Annotated in this window: 13 protein-coding genes; 3 read left to right on the top strand and 10 right to left on the bottom strand. The window is 71.8% G+C overall.

Features of this window, described 5'->3' with window-relative positions; all coding sequences use genetic code 11:
• The first annotated feature begins 199 nt into the window (after positions 1-199).
• Positions 200-2314, top strand: coding sequence for a S9 family peptidase (locus tag AB0N80_RS11670; RefSeq protein ID WP_315993128.1), 2115 nt, complete (start codon positions 200-202; stop codon positions 2312-2314).
• A gap of 176 nt (positions 2315-2490) precedes the next feature.
• Here the strand turns inward: AB0N80_RS11670 and AB0N80_RS11665 are convergent, their stop codons facing one another.
• The 4 genes from AB0N80_RS11665 to AB0N80_RS11650 form a co-directional block, all read right to left on the bottom strand.
• A complete protein-coding gene (locus tag AB0N80_RS11665) occupies positions 2491-3282 on the bottom strand; it encodes a hypothetical protein (RefSeq protein ID WP_363578796.1) in 792 nt (263 codons plus the stop codon).
• Positions 3283-3752: 470 nt separating this feature from the next.
• Complete coding sequence (locus AB0N80_RS11660; RefSeq protein ID WP_298875050.1) at positions 3753-4781, bottom strand: 6-phosphofructokinase; 1029 nt, start codon at positions 4779-4781, stop codon at positions 3753-3755.
• Between the two features lie 341 nt (positions 4782-5122).
• Positions 5123-7282: a DEAD/DEAH box helicase gene (locus AB0N80_RS11655; RefSeq protein ID WP_363392660.1), complete on the bottom strand. Its 2160-nt coding sequence runs from the start codon at positions 7280-7282 to the stop codon at positions 5123-5125.
• 254 nt (positions 7283-7536) lie between these two features.
• Positions 7537-10002, bottom strand: coding sequence for a heavy metal translocating P-type ATPase (locus tag AB0N80_RS11650; protein WP_363578795.1), 2466 nt, complete (start codon positions 10000-10002; stop codon positions 7537-7539).
• A gap of 180 nt (positions 10003-10182) precedes the next feature.
• Between AB0N80_RS11650 and AB0N80_RS11645 the strand changes: the two genes are divergently transcribed.
• Complete coding sequence (locus AB0N80_RS11645; RefSeq protein ID WP_363578794.1) at positions 10183-11550, top strand: MFS transporter; 1368 nt, start codon at positions 10183-10185, stop codon at positions 11548-11550.
• Positions 11551-11703: 153 nt separating this feature from the next.
• Here AB0N80_RS11645 and AB0N80_RS11640 read toward each other — a convergent pair whose 3' ends face one another.
• The 5 genes from AB0N80_RS11640 to AB0N80_RS11620 form a co-directional block, all read right to left on the bottom strand.
• A complete protein-coding gene (locus AB0N80_RS11640; protein WP_363578793.1) occupies positions 11704-12648 on the bottom strand; it encodes a bifunctional riboflavin kinase/FAD synthetase in 945 nt (314 codons plus the stop codon).
• Entirely contained in the window at positions 12645-13064 is a 420-nt protein-coding gene (locus tag AB0N80_RS11635) for a hypothetical protein (RefSeq protein ID WP_363578792.1), read from the bottom strand. Before AB0N80_RS11635 ends, AB0N80_RS11640 begins: the two co-directional genes overlap by 4 nt.
• A gap of 197 nt (positions 13065-13261) precedes the next feature.
• Positions 13262-13630 carry a hypothetical protein gene (locus tag AB0N80_RS11630; protein WP_315993135.1) on the bottom strand — a complete coding sequence of 123 codons (369 nt, stop codon included), beginning with the start codon at positions 13628-13630 and terminating at the stop codon, positions 13262-13264.
• The gene (truB, locus tag AB0N80_RS11625) at positions 13627-14520 is read right to left on the bottom strand and encodes a tRNA pseudouridine(55) synthase TruB (RefSeq protein ID WP_363578791.1); all 894 of its coding nucleotides are present in this window, start codon (positions 14518-14520) and stop codon (positions 13627-13629) included. The genes AB0N80_RS11630 and truB overlap by 4 nt, the downstream gene beginning before the upstream one ends.
• Positions 14520-15026 (bottom strand): hypothetical protein, encoded by a 507-nt coding sequence (locus AB0N80_RS11620; RefSeq protein WP_315993137.1) that lies wholly within the window; start codon positions 15024-15026, stop codon positions 14520-14522. Before AB0N80_RS11620 ends, truB begins: the two co-directional genes overlap by 1 nt.
• Positions 15027-15174: 148 nt before the next feature.
• Between AB0N80_RS11620 and AB0N80_RS11615 the strand changes: the two genes are divergently transcribed.
• Positions 15175-16053, top strand: a complete 879-nt coding sequence (locus AB0N80_RS11615) for an A/G-specific adenine glycosylase (RefSeq protein WP_363578790.1) — start codon at positions 15175-15177, stop codon at positions 16051-16053.
• A gap of 85 nt (positions 16054-16138) precedes the next feature.
• Here AB0N80_RS11615 and rbfA read toward each other — a convergent pair whose 3' ends face one another.
• Complete coding sequence (gene rbfA, locus AB0N80_RS11610) at positions 16139-16636, bottom strand: 30S ribosome-binding factor RbfA (protein ID WP_315993139.1); 498 nt, start codon at positions 16634-16636, stop codon at positions 16139-16141.
• Positions 16637-16764: the final 128 nt, after the last annotated feature.

Genomic DNA, 16764 nt, shown 5'->3' with positions numbered 1-16764 from the left:
CCGTGAGAAGGAGGAAGGGATGCCGACGGGATCGGCGTGACGAACGAAGAGTTCACCTGGCGTTGATCTTTCGTTCACCGAAAGACGCGACGACATCCTTTCATTCGGACCTGTGAGGGTCAAACGCGCAGCGGCGCGGGAGGTCGGCATCCGTCGGCGTCTTCGGCCGGATGCCGCGGCGGCGCACTAGCGTGGAACGGTGACCGACCTCGACCCGCAGCCCACCCCTCCCGTCGCCGACCGCCGTCCGATCGCCCGCACCCACCACGGCGACACCTTCGACGATCCCTACGAATGGCTGCGCGCGAAGGACGACGCCGAGGTCGTCGCCCACCTCGAGGCCGAGAACGCGTATACCTCCGCGCGCACCGCTCACCTCTCGCGTCTGCGCGACACGATCTTCGGCGAGATCAAGGGCCGCACGCTCGAGACCGACCTCTCGGTCCCCGCCCGCCGCGGTGACTGGTGGTACTACGGACGCACCGTCGCGGGCGCGCAGTACGGCATCCAGTGCCGCGCCCCGCTGGACTCCCCCGATGACTGGACGCCGCCCACCCTCTCCCCCGACCGCCCTGTCCCGGGCGAGCAGGTGCTGTTCGACGGCAACGTCGAGGCCGAGGGCACCGACTTCTTCTCGCTCGGGAGCTTCGAGATCTCGAACGACGGCACGCGCATGCTGTACGGCATCGACGTCGCCGGAGACGAGCGCTACACGGTCCGCGTGCGCGACCTGACGACCGGCGAGACGCTCGCCGACGAGATCCCCGGCACCTTCTCGGGCGCGACCTTCTCGCCCGACGGCCGTTTCATCGTCTACACCACCGTCGACGACGCGTGGCGCCCCGACACCGTGTGGCTGCACGAGATCGGGACGGGTGTGGATGCCGATGTGAAGCTGTTCCACGAGCCGGACGACCGCTACTGGGTCGGCGCCGACTTCACCCGCAGCGACAAATACCTCGTCATCGAGATGGGCTCCTCCATCACGAGCGAGGAGTGGCTGGTGGACGCCGACGACCTCCGTGGCGAGCCGCGCGTGGTGTGGCCGCGCACGGAAGGCGTGGAGTACTCCAGCTCGCACGCCGTGGTCGACGGCGAGGACGTGCTCTACATCCTCCACAACGACGGCGCCCTCGACTTCGAACTGGTGCGGGTGCCGGCATCCGCACCGCAGGGGCCGCGCGAGACGGTCATCGCGCACCGCACGGGGCAGCGTCTGCTGGGCGTCGACACGTTCCGCGACTGGGGTGTCGTGGCGTACCGCCGCGACGGGCTCGCGCGCCTGGGCATGCTGTCGTACGCCGACGGGGCCGTCACCGAGATCGCGTTCGACGAGCCGCTCTACAGCGTCGGCACGGGTGGCAACCCGGAGTGGGCGCCGCCGATGCTGCGCCTCGGGTACGGCTCGTTCGTGACGCCCGGCACCGTCTTCGACTACGTGATCGATACCGGCGAACTGCTTCTGCGCAAGCGCCAGCCCGTGCTCGGCGGCTTCGACCCCTCCGACTACGGACAGGCGCGCGTCTGGGCACCCGCCGAGGACGGGACGCAGGTGCCCGTGTCGCTCGTCTGGAAGCGCTCGTTCGGCGAGCCCGGTACGGCGGCGCGCCCTGTGCACCTGTACGGCTACGGCTCCTACGAGCACTCGATCGAACCCGGCTTCTCGGTTCCGCGACTGTCGCTGCTCGACCGTGGAGTCGTCTTCGCCGTGGCGCACGTGCGCGGCGGTGGCGAGATGGGTCGCCAGTGGTACGAGGACGGCAAGCTGCAGGCCAAGCGCAACACGTTCACCGACTTCGTCGCCGCCGCCCGCCACCTCGTGGCGGAGGGCTACACGACACCCGACCGCATCGTCGCCGAGGGCGGGAGCGCCGGCGGCCTGCTCATGGGCGCGGTGGCCAACCTCGCACCCGAGATGTTCGCCGGCATCCTGGCCGACGTGCCCTTCGTCGATGCGCTGACCACGATCCTCGACCCGTCGCTGCCGCTCACGGTGATCGAGTGGGACGAGTGGGGCGACCCGCTGCACGACGCCGACGTGTACGCCTACATGAAGTCGTACTCGCCGTACGAGAACGTGCGCGACGGTGTCGCCTACCCCCGCATCCTCGCGGTCACGTCCTTGAACGACACGCGCGTGCTCTACGTCGAGCCGGCCAAGTGGGTGCAACGCCTGCGCGAGGTCGGAGCCGACGCGATGCTGAAGTGCGAGATGGTCGCCGGCCACGGCGGCGTCAGCGGCCGCTACAACGCCTGGCGCGAGCGCGCGTTCGAGCTCGCGTGGCTGCTGGATGTGCTGGGACTGGCGGAGTAAGAGCGGCGGCGCGGCCACGGTAGGCGAGCGGTCGTGGCGGCTGTGCGGTCGCGGCGGCTGCGCGGTCGCGGCGGCTGCGCGGTTGCGGCGGCTGCGGCATGTCCCACTCGTGACGGTGCTCGTCCCACTTGTGGCCGGTTGCGAGCCCCTCAACCAGCGATGAGTGGGACAAGGGGTCACTGACCGGGCCGCCAGCCCGCTCTGAGCAGCGCGGCGCGCACGAGGGATGCCGCGGCTGCGCCGTCTCCGCGGAGGTGGTGGCTCAGGATGCGGACGTGATCCCACCCCGCGTCGCGAATTGCGGCCCAGCGATCCGCGTCGTGAGCAAACTGCCGCGGATCCTCCGCGTGCACGCGGCCGTCATACTCGACGGCGACGCGCCACGCCTCGAAGGTGAGGTCGATCTCCGCGACGAATTCTCCCCGAGTCGAGAAGATGTCCTCGTTGACGCCGGGCTCCGGAAGTCCGTGGCGCGCGAGGAGGAGCCGCAGGTGGGTCTCGCGTGGTGACCTCACGCCCGGGCGGGCGAGAGCGAGCGCCCTCCGGAGGATGCCGCCCCGGACATCCCCCATGCGGGCGATCTCGACATCCAGGTCGGCGGCGGTGGCGAGCGGCCTTCGCCCGGCGAGGAGCGCGTCGGCGCCCGCGACCAGGTCGTCGAGACGCCACAGCCGGCCGCACTGCCGCCATGCGCGAACGGCGTTCTCGATCGGCATCCCCTCGGGTCCGGTTTCGATGGCCGGCTCTCGGGTCTGCAATCGATGACCGACGACACCACGGGTGCGGGGCTCGCGCGCGGGGCGGTGCGCCGACACGTGCAGGCGCGGCGTGTAGGGCCAATCCGGTGTGCTGAGACCGCGCAGGACGAACACCGTCTCGTGACTGAAGAACTGCCCGTCGGCGAGGCGGGGCGCATAGGCCCGGCACCTCTCGAGGATGCTCTGGTCGCCGGTCGGGCGAGACCGCACGCCATGAAAGGGCGTGACGAGGTCGGATGCGCGGAGGCGGGTCCTGCTCGCACCCCGTTCCAGGGCCTCCGCTACGTGGAATCGGTCGGGCGGGTCGTCCGGCAGGGGCTGGCGGCGGGTCATGCTCCAGGATCCCGACCGTTGACCCGTGCGTCAGCCTTCTCCACAGCCCTTCCGCCTGCTCTGCACCTGTGGAGGACGCCTCTCAGCCGCCACCGCCCCGACCATGTCCCACTTATGACCGGTTCAGCGCACCTGGACCGGCCATAAGTGGGACACGCACCGCCATATGTGGGACGAGGCCGCGGGGACACGGCGCACGCTCGCCACGCCTGCTCGCGCATCCCACGCTGCGCGTGCGTCCCTCACACTGCCCGCCTCATACGCTGCACACGCTCACCGCGCCCACTCGCCGCGCACGCGAACGCCCCGCCCCGCGCGAGGCGGGACGGGGCGTCGGAGCGACGAACTCAGCCGAACAGCGCCGCGGCCTCTTCGTAGCGGTACAGCGGAACGCTGTTCAACTCGCCGAGGGCGTCGGCGAAGGGCACGCGCACGATGTCGGTGCCGCGCATCGCGACCATCTGACCCCAGGCGCCCTCGTTCAGGGCGTCGGCGGCGTGCAGACCGAGGCGCGTCGCGAGCACGCGGTCGAACGCCGACGGCGAACCACCGCGCTGGATGTGACCGAGCACGGTGGCGCGGGTCTCGATGCCGGTGAGGCGCTCGATCTCGGGGGCGAGCAGCTCGCCGATGCCGCCGAGGCGGGGACGGTTGAAGGCGTCGAGACCCTTGTCGCTGAACGCCTCGTCCATGCCCTTGAGCTTGAAACCCTCGGAAACGACGACGAGCGGGGCACGACCGCGGTCGTGGGCGCGAGTGACCTGCTCGACGATCTCGTCGATCGACATCGGCACCTCGGGGATGCAGATGACGTGAGCGCCCGCCGCGATACCCGCGTGCAGCGCGATCCAGCCCACGTGGCGGCCCATGACCTCGGCCACCATGCAGCGCTGGTGCGAGTCGCCGGTGGTGCGGAGGCGGTCCATGGCATCCGTCGCGATGTTGACGGCGGTGTCGAAGCCGAACGAGTAATCGGTCGCGCGCAGGTCGTTGTCGATCGTCTTCGGCACGCCGAGGACGTTGATGCCGTCCTTCGACAGACGGTCGGCCGCGGCTAGAGTTCCTTCGCCGCCGATGGCCAGGATGCCGTCGAGCCGGTGCCCGTACATCGTCTTGGAGATGTTCTCGGCGCCGCCGCGCACGCCCTCGTACGGGTTGGTGCGGCTCGTGCCGAGGATGGTGCCGCCGACCTTGGACAGTCCCTTCACCTCGTGACGCGTCAGGGGGAAGAAGTCGCCGTCGACGACTCCGCGCCACCCGTCGCGGATGCCGACGAACTCGATGTCGTAGTTGGTCGTGCCCTTCAGCACGACGCCACGGATGACCGCGTTGAGACCGGGGCAGTCGCCGCCGCTGGTCAGGATGCCGATCTTCATGGGCAGAGTCCTCTGGTGCTGTGATTCGGGTGGAGGGTCGGCGCCGTTGCCGTCTTCGACCCTATCGCCGCGGGCGGGAACGCTGCCACACGGTGACGGAGGGGCGAAGGATGCCGGAACCCCGACGCCGTGGTCCGCCTGACGGTCCGCCATACCCGGCGAGACGAGCACACTGGACGCCAGGGGCCCCACCCGTTCCGCGGAGCCGACGTCACGGAAGCAGGGCGTGCGACGGGAACAGGCTGCTTCAGCCGGTGACGGCCTGTTCTCGTCGAACTGCCTGTTCTCGTGACGACACGCGAACGCCCCGGCACAGGGCCGGGGCGTTCGAGGGCGACGGATCAGGCCGTGCCGAGCGCCTGACGCAGCAGGTGCATGAGCGCCGAGAGCTGCACGGAGTCGCTCGAACCCGGCTCGACCGACTGTCCGTCGAGGGCGCGCTGGGCGAGGCCCTCCTTGGAGTCGATGAGCTCCGCGATCTTCGTGTCGATCGTGTGCGCGGCGATGATGCGCCACGCGGTCACGGGCTCCTCCTGGCCGATGCGGTGCACGCGGTCGATCGCCTGCGTCTGCTCGGCCGCGGTCCACGACAGCTCGGCGAGCACGACGTTGGAGGCGGCCTGCATGTTGAGGCCGACACCGGCGGCGGTGAGCGAACACACCGCGATGCCGACGTCGGGGTCGCTGTTGAAGGCGTCGATCGCGGCCTGACGGGCGGTCGAGGTCTGCTCGCCGCGCACCGAGACGGCCTTGAGACCGGAGGCCTTGAAGTGGGCCTCGGCGGCATCCATCACGTCGATGTGCTTGGCGAAGAACACGACCTTGCCCACCGAGCGCTGCAGCTGAACGGCGTAGTCGGCGGCGAGGTGGGCCTTGGCCTGACCGATGCGGCGCACCATCGTGAAGACGTTCTCGCTGCCCGATCCCGCGGCCTTCGACTCCTCGAGCTCGCCGTGCGCGACCAGACGTACGATGTCGTCGTCGATCTCGCCGGCGGCGAGGCCGCGGTCGCCGCGCGCCTCGATGATGCGGCGGTACTTCGCGGCCAGTCGGGCGCCGAGCTCGCGCTCGGCCTGACGGATCGACCGGCCGTACTCGTCGTCCAGCTCGACGGGCAGGTCGGCGACCAGCTTGTCGGGCAGATCGGCGGCGACGTCCTTCTTCTTGCGTCGCACGATGCCCATCGAGATGACGGCCTCGCGCGCCTCGGGGTAGAACGCCTTGTCGGCGGGCGTCAGGCCCGTGGCATCCAGCTTCTCCATCAGCTCGGGACCGGGCTTCTCGCCGTTGGTCCAGCCGAGGAAGCGCCAGATCGCGTCGAAGTCCTCGACGTCGTTGATCAGCGGGGTCCCGGTCAGAGCGAGCATGAGCGGGTCGCGCGTCTGCTCGCGCACCCGGGATGCCAGGGCCAGCACGTTCTGCGAACGCTGCGACGTGAGGTTCTTGATGAAGTGCGCCTCGTCGACGACGACGCCCTTGAGACCGATCGACGACAGCCACGAGAGGTGGCGGTCGAGGATCTCGTAGTTGACGATGAACACGTCGGCGAAAGCGTCGATGTCGGCGCCGCCGCCGGAGATGACGGTCGCGCGGCGCTGCGGGGTCCACCGCTGCACCTCGCGCGCCCAGTTCATCTTCACGACGTTGGGGACGACGACCAGCAGGGGGTAGGCGTCGGCGACGGATGCCGCCAGCACCGACTCCGCGGTCTTGCCCAGGCCGGGCTCGTCGGCGAGGAGGAACTCGCGGTGGCCGAGGCGCACGGCCTCGAGGAAGCGCGACTGATGCGGCATGACCTCGAGCCCGCGCGGCGAGAGCCGGTCGAACTCGGGCACGGGCGGCAGCTCCATGCTCGCGGCCGACCCGCCGGCGCCGGTCTCGAACGCCTTGTAGAGCGGGCCCATGAGCTCCCACCCGTCGAGGCGGCGGCGCGGGGCGTCTCCGCTGGGGCGCGGCGTGAGGTCGGGGGCGCGGAACGGGTTCGCCATCTGGCGCGCTTCGATGGATGCCGGCACGACCTGCTTGTCGGCGAGAGCCGCGGAGACGACCGGGGTGATCTTCGGCGTGTTGTCGGTGATGATCAGCTCGTCCGGCGGCAGCTCGGCGCCGGACTCGAGCAGCCAGTCGCGACGCATGCGGCGGGCGACCGGCGAGGTGGCCGCGTCGACCTCGAGCAGCTGGATCAGCGAGGTGTCGCGCGCGGCGGTCTTCGCGAGGATCGTCGCCACGCCGTCGAGGCGCTTGAGCAGCTCGGCGCGCGCGGCGTCGGTGATCTCGGTGTCGGCCTTCACCCGCGCACGCTCCTCGCGCACGAGGAACGCGATCACCTGGAACTTGACGCGGTTGGTGGGCCCGAGCTTGCCGCGCTGCGCCTTCGCCTCGACCTCGCGCACCTTGCGCGCGAGGATCGGGATGACGGGTGCTTCGTCGTCGCGTCGGGATGACGTGGTCTTCCTGCGCCGCTGGCTCGAGCTACGGGCGGCGGTTGCCGTGGTCGGCATGCTCCTCCTGAGCGTGTCGTCCGGAAGTAGTCCGGAACGTTCCGGCGCGAGGCCGGTGGATCAGTGACCCCGGGGAACATCACCCGGCACGCCGCCGAAGCGGCGGTGCCTGTGGCCCGAGAGCGCGTCGACCGGAACGGTTCACGACTGGGGCGGATGGCGGGATCGAGATCATTCTAGCGGCTTTCGCCCCCGGACCGACGGCGAAGACGCGCGGTCGTGGACGATCCGCGCACTTCCCCGGTCGGCGCCGCTCAGGCCGCGTGCCGCAACCGCAGACTGTTGAGGACGACGAAGACGCTCGAGAACGCCATCGCGGCTCCGGCGAGCATCGGGTTCAGCAGCCCCAGGGCCGCCAGCGGCAGAGCCGCCACGTTGTACGCGAAGGCCCAGAAGAGGTTGCCGCGGATCACGCGCATCGTGCGCCTGCTCAGGGCCACCGCGGTGACGATGCCGCGCGGGTCGTCGCGCATGAGGGCGACGTCGCTCGCGTGGAGCGCGGCATCCGTCCCCCCTCCCATGGCGATGCCCAGATCGGCGGATGCCAGGGCGGCGGCGTCGTTGACCCCGTCGCCGACCATTGCGACGGTGCGCCCCGCGGCCCGGAGCGTGGCGATCTCGTCGACTTTGCCCTCGGGCAGGACGCCCGCGCGCACCGTCTCGATGCCGAGCTCGTCGGCGACGGCGCGCGCGATGTGCGCATTGTCGCCGGTGAGCAGGACCGGCTCGAGACCCATCTCGCGCAGGCGGGCGACGGTGGAGGCGCTCTCGGGGCGCACCGTGTCGGCCACCTCGACCACGACGCGTGCACGCATCGCGCCGTCGGCGTCGGCCCATCCCGCCACCACGACGGTTCCGCGCTGCTCCCCCTCCTCGACGGCCGCGGCGAGCGCCACCGGCAGCGGCGCCGCCAGGTCGGCGGCGAGGGCGGGACGCCCCGCGAACACGCGGATGCCGTCGACGAGACCGACGATCCCGCGGCCGGGCAGCGCCTCCACGTCACGGGCCACCGGTCCATCGGCCGCCGCCGCCACGATCGCGTGCGCCACGGGATGCTCCGACGCGCGCTCGAGCGCGGCCAGCCGACGCAGGGCCTCCTCGGCGTCCTGATCGTCGGCGGCGGTGATGTTCACGACGCTCATGCGTCCGGCGGTCAGAGTGCCGGTCTTGTCGAGGACGATCGTGTCGATGCGCTCCGCGGATTCCAGGGCCGAGGGTCCCGTCACCAGGATGCCGAGCTGGGCCGCGCGGCCGGTACCGACGAGGATCGCGATCGGGGTGGCCAGGCCCAGCGCGCACGGGCAGGCGATGATGAGCACCGCGACAGCGGCGGTGAAGCCGGCCGACAGCGGCTGCCCGGCGAGGAGCCAGCCGAGGAGGGTCAGCGCGGCCAGCACGATCACGACCGGGACGAAGACGCCCGAGATGCGGTCGGCGAGGCGCTGCACGCGGCTCTTGCCGAGCTGCGCGTCCTCGACGAGACGGGCGATGCGCGCGAGACGCGTCTGCTCGCCCACCCCCGTCGCACGCACGACGAGCCGTCCGCCCGAGGCGATGGTGCCGCCGGTCACCGTCGATCCGGGACCCACGTCGACCGGGACTGACTCCCCGGTCAGCATGCTCTCGTCCACCGAGGCGCTCCCCTCGAGCACGTCTCCGTCCGTGGCGACGGTGGACCCGGGGCGCACGACGAACTCGTCACCGACGGCGAGCTGCGCGATGTCGATGCGACGCCCGTCGACGAGCTCCGCCTCCCGCGCGCCGAGGTCGAGCAGTGACCGCAGCGCCGCCCCGGCTCGACGGGTGGAGCGCTGCTCGATGACGCGTCCGAGCAGCAGGAAGACGGTGACCGCGGCGGCGACCTCGAAGTAGACCACGGAGGTCGCGTCGTGCACCGGCCCGAAGAGCATCACCTCGTGACGGATGCCGATCCGCCCGGCCGATCCGAAGACGAGCGCCCAGACGCTCCAGAGGTAGGCGGCGAAGGTGCCCAGCGTGATGAGCGTGTCCATCGTGGCGGCGCCGTGCCGCGCGTTGCGCAGCGTGGCGCGGTGGAAGGGCCACCCGCCCCACAGGACGATCGGAGTCGCGAGCACCAGCGACACCCACTGCCACGCGGGGAACTGCCAGGCCGGGACCATGCCGAGCGCCACCACGGGAACCGCCAGGCCGAGCGACACCCAGAGGCGCACGCGCAGGGGGGTCGAGCCGGGCGCATCGGTCGTGTCGTGCACGTGCCCGGAGGGCGCGTTCGCGGAGTCGGCGTGCGCGTCGGGGGCTGGCGCGTCGGGGGCGTGCGCATCGGCAGCCTGGGCGGCGGAGGCGTGCGCGGGAGTACCCGCCGGCGCGGGCGCGGAGGCGCCCGGCGCGTTCGAGGCGGCACCGTCGGGCTGCGCGGCGGTCGCGGCGAGATCGCGCCCGGTCACGGCATCCACCGCTCCCCCGGGGGCGGGCACGGGCACCGGGGGCGGCTGGGTGGAGGTGCGGGTGCGGACGCGGGCGTCGTAGCCGGCGGCGCGCACGGCATCCACCAGGGCCGTCGTGTCGAGGTCGGCGGGGTAGCGCACCCGCGCGGTCTCCGTCGCGAGGTTGACCGCCGCTTCCACGCCCTCGACCCGCCCCAGGCGCTTTTCAACGCGCGCGACGCAGCTCGCGCACGTCATCCCGTCGATGTCGAGCACCGCCTCGGCGGTCGGTGCGGCATCCGTCTGGTCGCTCATGGCTCCTCCTCCGGTCACCCCGTCCTCAACAGGATACCCCCAGGGGGTATTCCTGCACCACGTCCGGGGCCGTGATCGCCTCCCCGGGTCGATGTCCCGCGGACGCGCCCGCAGGGTCGCGGCGCAAGCGGCTCCTCGCAAGCCGCCCCGCCCCCGAGCGACCGACCCTACGCTGGGGGAATGGCCGAGACGATGACGCGCGAGCAGCGCACGGTGCTCGCGGTCGCGGTCCTCGCCTCGTTCGTGTCGTTCCTCGACGGCACGGTGGTGAACGTCGCCCTCCCGGCCATCGCCGCCGACCTGGGCGGCGGGCTGAGCACGCAGCAGTGGGTCGTCGACGCCTACCTCGTCACGCTGGGGGCGTTCATCCTGGTCGCCGGTTCGCTCAGCGACGTCCTGGGGCGGGTCGTCGTCCTGCGCATCGGCCTCATCGGCTTCGGCGTCACCTCCCTCGCGATCTCCGCCGCCCCCACCGCGGAGTTCCTCATCGTGGCCCGCGCGCTCCAGGGCGTGGCCGGCGCCCTCCTCGTGCCCAGCTCGCTCGCCCTCATCACCTCGACCTTCCGCGGTGCCGCGCAGGCGCGCGCGATCGGCATCTGGACCGGCGCGACCACCGTCGCCATGCTCGCGGGCCCCCTGATCGGCGGGGTCTTCGTCGACACCCTGTCGTGGCGGCTCGTCTTCCTCGTCAACGTCCTCCCCATCGGAGTCACGATGTGGCTGCTGACCCGGCTCGGCCATCGCGACCACCGCCGCCCCGGCGCTCGCGTCGACATCCTCGGCGCCGTCCTGTGCGCGGCAGGCCTCGGCGGCATCGTGTTCGCCCTCATCGAGCAGCCCAACCTCGGGTGGGCCTCCCCCGTCATCTGGCTCCCGGGGATCATCGGCATCCTGGCCTTCTCGGGTTTCCTCGTGCGTCAGAAGACGGCGCGCGAACCGATGATGCCGTTGGACCTCTTCCGGGCGCGCAACTTCTGGGCGGGCAATCTCGCCACCGTGTTCGTCTATGCGGCGCTGTCGCTCAACGGCTTCGTGCTCAGCGTGTACCTGCAGCAGGGGGCCGGGCTGCCGGCGACCCTCGCGGGGCTCGCATCGCTGCCGAGCACCGTCCTCATGATCGTCCTGAGCTCTCGCATGGGGGCGTTGTCGGGGCGTCTCGGGCCGCGACTCTTCATGACGGTCGGCCCCCTCGTGATGGCCGCCGGCGCGCTGCTCCTGTTGCTCGTCGGCGACGACTTCGACTACTGGACGCAGGTGCTCCCCGGCGTCATCGTGTTCGGCCTGGGCCTGACCGCCACGGTCTCCCCTCTGACCGCCGCGGTGCTCGGCGCGATCGACTCCGAGCGCTCCGGCATCGCCTCCGCGGTCAACAACGCCGTCTCGCGCGTCGCCGGTCTTCTCGCGATCGCCGCCGTCTCCGCCGTGGTCGGCGGATCGCTGGATCTCGACGGATTCCACCGGGCCGCGATCTTCACCGCCGCGTTGATGGCGCTCGGGGCGGCGGCGTCGTTCCTCGGCATCCGCAACCGCCTGTCGCGGCAGGACTGACCTCCGCGGCGGTCGGGGCGCCGCGGCGCGGACGCGGGGCGCCTCGGGGCCGCGATCACCGCCCCGCGATGGCCCGCGACGCGTGGCGACGTCAGTGCCGCGTGGCGACGCCTACCCCCACGTGGCGACGCCTGTGCCTTGCGCCCCTGCTGCTCAGCGCAGGATCGCGCGCGAGCGCTCGACGTCGTCGGCCATCTGGACGATGAGCGCGTCGATGCCGTCGAACGCCGTCATCCCGCGCACGCGTTCGACGAAGCGCACCTCGACGTGATGGCCGTAGAGGTCGAGCCCGGTCTCGTCGATGACGTACGCCTCGACCTGCCGCGCGTTCACGTCGTCGAAGGTCGGATTGGTGCCGACGCTGATCGCGGCGGGATAGCTCGTGCGCCGCGCCCCGTCGACGTCGACCAGCCACCCGGCGTAGACGCCGTCGGCGGGCACGAAGCCCTCGAGGTCGGGCGACAGGTTCGCGGTGGGATACCCCAGCTCGCGCCCGCGCTTGAGTCCGTGCACGACCTCGCCCCACACCGAGGGAGCACGACCCAGCAGGCGCGCGGCCGTCGAGATGTCGCCCGCCGACAGCGCCTCGCGGATCCACGTGGACGACACGCGCCGGTCGGCGTGCACGGCGCGGACGTCGTCGACGACGTCGACGCGGAAACCGTGCTCCGCTCCCATGCGCTCGAGAAGCGCTGGATCTCCCACTCCCCCGGCGCCGAAGCGGAAGTCTCGCCCGACCAGCACGGTGCGGGCGTCGAGGGCGTCGACGAGGATGCCGCGCACGAAGTCCTCCGCCGGGATCGCCGCCAGGGCGTCGTCGAAGGTCAGCAGCAGCGTGGCATCCACTCCGGCCCGCTCCAGCAGGTCGAGCTTCTGGTGCGGGCCGATGACGTCGGCGGGGCACTTCTCCGGACGCAGCACGCTCAGGGGATTGCGGTCGAAGGTCACGGCGACCACGCGCGCACCGTCGGACGCGTCGACCCGCGCGCGGTCGATCACCGCGCGGTGGCCGGTGTGCACGCCGTCGAACTTGCCGATCGCCACCACGGTCGGACCGAAGCCGGCGGGGACCTCAGCGGGGTCGCGGAAGACGATCACGACGTGGTCCGGCGGTGCCGCACGAGCCACCACAGTCCGAGGAAGGGCAGCACGAGCGGGATGAAGAGGTAGCCGTATCCGTACACCGACCACACGGTCGGGTGCTGGAACAGCGCCGGCAGCACCAGGCTCAGCGTGCCGACCACCAGCACGCCGACCAACTCGAATACAATCGCGATCCAGGCGACGCGGTACCAGGCGGGGCGCCCGGAGAAGACCAACGCGAGGGTCGCGAGGATGTAGACGACCGCGGCGAGGGCGGACAGCGAATACGCCAGCGGGGCATCGTCGAACTCGCGCACGATCTGCACGAAGGAGCGACCCGTGGCGGCGAGCGCCATGATGCCGTAGACGACGACGAGGACACGGCCGATGCCGGTCATCCCCCGGGAACGGGTAGGAGTGGTGGATGCCATGACACCTCGATTCTAGTTCGCCCCGGCCGCGACCGAGCGGCGCGGCGGCGACCGTGGGCGCCGGATCCGGCCGGTGGCTTCGACAGGCTCAGCCCCCTCCCGCCCAGGTGCGTGAGTCCCTGCCCGCTCAGGTCCCTGAGCCTGTCGAAGCGACCGGGACCACCGCGCCGCCTCAAGCCGCGGCATCCCCTGACCCCTCAGGCCAGCTGCACCGTCCAGATGACGTGCATGCGCCACACCATCACGGCGACCGCGAGGGCGGCGACACCCATGACCACGGTGCTCCATCGACTGCGTTCGAGCAGCGCCCACGCGACGCCCGCGATCGGCACGAGCGCCGCCGACACGAGGTAGGTCCAGAACTCCAGCAGACTCCCCGAGGGCGGGTTGCCCGCGAACGGCGCGATGATCGCCACGACGATCTGCACGATCAGCAGCAGCTCGATGAGGGCGAGCGATCCGACCGTGACGTCTCCCGGCCGCCGGCCGATCAGACCGGCCCCGACGGCGACGACGCCCGCGAGCACCGCGATCCCCACCTGCACGAGCGTGAACCACAGGATCATCGGACGCTCTCCTCGGGCATGTTCATGACGCTCTTCAGCTGCGTACCGCGCTTCTCGACCACGCCGATGAGGCGCCCGTCGGGATCGATCGCGGCGGCGACGGCGCCGGTCAGCCGCCCCCCGCCGTCGATGCGCTTGCCGTGGCGCAGGTCGCGCGCCTCGTCGGGGCCCACCGCGATCGCTCCCATGACGACCGCGGCGGCGGTGGCGGGCTCGATCAGGGCGTCTTCGGCGAGGTCGTCGACCGACGCCGCGCCGGCGACGTCGAACGCCCCGATGCGCGTGCGACGCAGGGCGGTCAGGTGGCCGCCCACGCCGAGGGCCCGGCCGAGGTCGCGCGCGAGGGCGCGGATGTACGTGCCGCTCGTGCAGTCCACGACCACGTCGAGCTCGATGGACCCCTGCCCGCGGCGCGTGGCGTGTACGTCGAAGCGCGAGACGATGACCCGGCGCGACTTCAGCTCCACCTGCTCCCCCGCGCGCGCGAGGTCGTACGCGCGGCGCCCGTCGACCTTGATCGCCGACACGGTGCTCGGCACCTGGTCGATCTCGCCGGTGAGAGCGGCGATGCCCTCGTGGATCGCGGAATCCGTCACGGCCGCGACCGCGTCGGCATCCGCCCGTTCGGTCTCGACCCCGTCGGCGTCGTCGCTGTCGGTCGACACCCCGAGGAGGATCGTCGCCTCGTAGGTCTTGTCGGCGCCCACGATGTAGGTGAGCAGACGGGTCGCGCCCTCGACGCCGAGCACGAGCAGCCCCGTCGCCATCGGGTCGAGCGTGCCGGCGTGACCGATCTTGCGCGTGCCCAGCGCGCGTCGCGCGCGCGACACGACGTCATGACTGGTGATGCCTCCCGGCTTGTCGACCAGGAGGATGCCGGGGCGCACCATCAGCAGAAATCTCCGAAGACCTGGACGGGGTGGGCGGGGTCGGAGTTCTCGACGATGACCGAGGCCGCCGCCTTCGGCCGGACCGTGCGCAGGTAGTGCTTCTCGGCATCGGGCAGTTCCGGTCGCGGGGCGCCGATCGGCGGGTTGCTCTCGAGCCAGATCGAGAAGTTCCACAGCCCGCGCACCTCGGGAGCGTGCAGGAAGCGCCCGGAGACGACGAGCACCGCGTCGGCCGGTGCCCCCGCGGAGTCGCCGACCGGCTCACCGGCGCGGAAGGGCGCGACGACACTCTCGCGGACGTCGTCGGCGTGGTCGGCGAGCGACGCGCGGACCACCGCGGTACCGTCCTCACCGACGGCCGCGGCGAAGGCGTCGGCGAACGATCCGGCCGCGTCGGCGTCGAGTGCGTCGACCGCCACCACCACTCGACCCGCGCGGCTGTTCTGCCGCATCAGGTCGCGGAGGCTCCGCTGCAGTTCGGGGACGGTGTTCTCGGTCGAGGCCATGCCTCCAGCCTACTTTCGCCCACCGACACCCGCCCTCCTCGTCGCCGCCCGCCCCGCGAGATCGCCGTCCGCGCCGCGTCCCTGTCCCGCCCGCGACCGAGGTCCGCATCGGGGCACCGCGGCGTTCCCGCGACCGTAGGCTGGAGGGATGCCAGGACTCGCCGCGCCGCTCATCGACTGGTACCGCGGCGCGGCGCGCGACCTGCCATGGAGGCGCGCGGGCTTCGGCGCCTGGGGAACCCTCGTGAGCGAGTTCATGCTCCAGCAGACCCCCGTGGCGCGCGTCATCCCGCACCTCGAGGCCTGGCTGACCCGCTGGCCCACCCCGGCCGATCTCGCCGCCTCTCCCCCGGGCGACGCGGTGACCCAGTGGGCGAACCTCGGCTACCCGCGGCGCGCGCTGTGGCTGCACCGCGCCGCGGTGGAGATCCGCGACCGTCACGACGGGGTCGTCCCCCGCGACGTCGAGGCTCTGCTCGCCCTCACCGGCATCGGCGACTACACCGCGCGCGCGGTCGCGGTCTTCGCGTACGGGGACCGGCATCCGGTCGTCGACACGAACACGCGTCGCGTGCTCGCCCGCGCGGTCGAGGGACGCGCGCAACCCGGCCCGCCGCACCGTCGCGACCTGGAGCGGATGGATGCCGAACTCCCCGACGACATCGCGGAAGCCGCGATCGTGAACGCCGCCGCCATGGAGCTCGGTGCGATCGTGTGCACGGCGCGATCACCGCGGTGCGACGCGTGCCCCCTGGCCGCGCGGTGCGCGTGGCGGGCGGCGGGATACCCCGAGTCCGAGGACCGCCGCCGCAGACAGGCGAGCTACGAGGGCAGCGACCGACAGGCGCGCGGTGCCGTGCTCAAGACCCTTCGCGAGGCCGCGCCGGCGTCGGTGCCGCTGTTCGCCGTGCTTCCGACGTGGCCGGACGCCGCACAGCGCGACCGCGCGATCGATTCGCTCATCGCCGACGGCCTGGCCGAAGCGATCGACGAACACCTGCGCCTGCCGGGCCACCCGACATCCTGATCGGGGGCTCGCGGCCCACCCGGAATGACGAAGAGGCCGGATGCGACCCGCTCGGGGTGGCATCCGGCCTCTTCAACACGCGGCATCAGATCCGCGCGGCTTCTCCGTCCTCGTCGAGATCGCCCTCGTCGGGGTCGTCGTCCTCGTCGAGATCGTCGTCGTCGAGGTCGCGCGGCTTGACGTACGGGTCGGCCTCGCCGGCATAGGCGGCCGACGCGGCGAGACCCGCCACCGACTCGTCGCGCTCGCGCGCCTCGCGCAGCAGCGCCGAGATGTGGTCGGCGTTCTCGGGGATGCCGTCGAGGATGAACTCCAACGACGGGGTGAGCCGCGTGTTGAGGTGCTTGCCGACCTCGCTGCGCAGCATGCCGGTCGCGGACTTCAGCGCCGCGGCGGTGTCGGCGCGGTGCGCCTCGTCGCCCATGACCGTGTAGAACACCGAGGCGCGCTGGAGGTCACCCGTGACCCGCACGTCGGTGATGGTGACGAATCCGAGCCGCGGGTCGCGCAGCCCCTTCTCGAGGCGTTCGGCGAGCACCACGCGGATGCGGTCCGCCACTCGAGCCTGTCGTTCCCCTGCCACTGCCTTCTCCTTCTTTCACATACCGCCGCGAGTACGAGTGCCCCCGTGGCTCATCGCCGGGCGGGAGTCCCGTCACGGGCAGCCGCACCAGCGTAGGCCGGAGGGGGTGTGCATCTCCCCGAGCATCG

The sequence above is a fragment of the Microbacterium sp. NPDC089188 genome (assembly GCF_040685155.1).
GTDB lineage: Bacteria > Actinomycetota > Actinomycetes > Actinomycetales > Microbacteriaceae > Microbacterium > Microbacterium galbum.
The sequence above is the reverse complement of the archived record's forward strand: the minus strand, read 5'-3'. Positions and strand labels throughout refer to the sequence as shown.

Excerpts from the sequence above, each read along its gene's own strand:
- AB0N80_RS11660 (WP_298875050.1), bottom strand. The coding sequence starts at position 4,781 with ATGAAGATCGGCATCCTGACCAGCGGCGGCGACTGCCCCGGTCTCAAC.
- AB0N80_RS11655 (WP_363392660.1), bottom strand. The coding sequence starts at position 7,282 with ATGCCGACCACGGCAACCGCCGCCCGTAGCTCGAGCCAGCGGCGCAGG.
- AB0N80_RS11650 (WP_363578795.1), bottom strand. The coding sequence starts at position 10,002 with ATGAGCGACCAGACGGATGCCGCACCGACCGCCGAGGCGGTGCTCGAC.
- AB0N80_RS11645 (WP_363578794.1), top strand. The coding sequence starts at position 10,183 with ATGGCCGAGACGATGACGCGCGAGCAGCGCACGGTGCTCGCGGTCGCG.
- AB0N80_RS11635 (WP_363578792.1), bottom strand. The coding sequence starts at position 13,064 with ATGGCATCCACCACTCCTACCCGTTCCCGGGGGATGACCGGCATCGGC.
- AB0N80_RS11630 (WP_315993135.1), bottom strand. The coding sequence starts at position 13,630 with ATGATCCTGTGGTTCACGCTCGTGCAGGTGGGGATCGCGGTGCTCGCG.
- truB (WP_363578791.1), bottom strand. The coding sequence starts at position 14,520 with ATGGTGCGCCCCGGCATCCTCCTGGTCGACAAGCCGGGAGGCATCACC.
- AB0N80_RS11620 (WP_315993137.1), bottom strand. The coding sequence starts at position 15,026 with ATGGCCTCGACCGAGAACACCGTCCCCGAACTGCAGCGGAGCCTCCGC.
- AB0N80_RS11615 (WP_363578790.1), top strand. The coding sequence starts at position 15,175 with ATGCCAGGACTCGCCGCGCCGCTCATCGACTGGTACCGCGGCGCGGCG.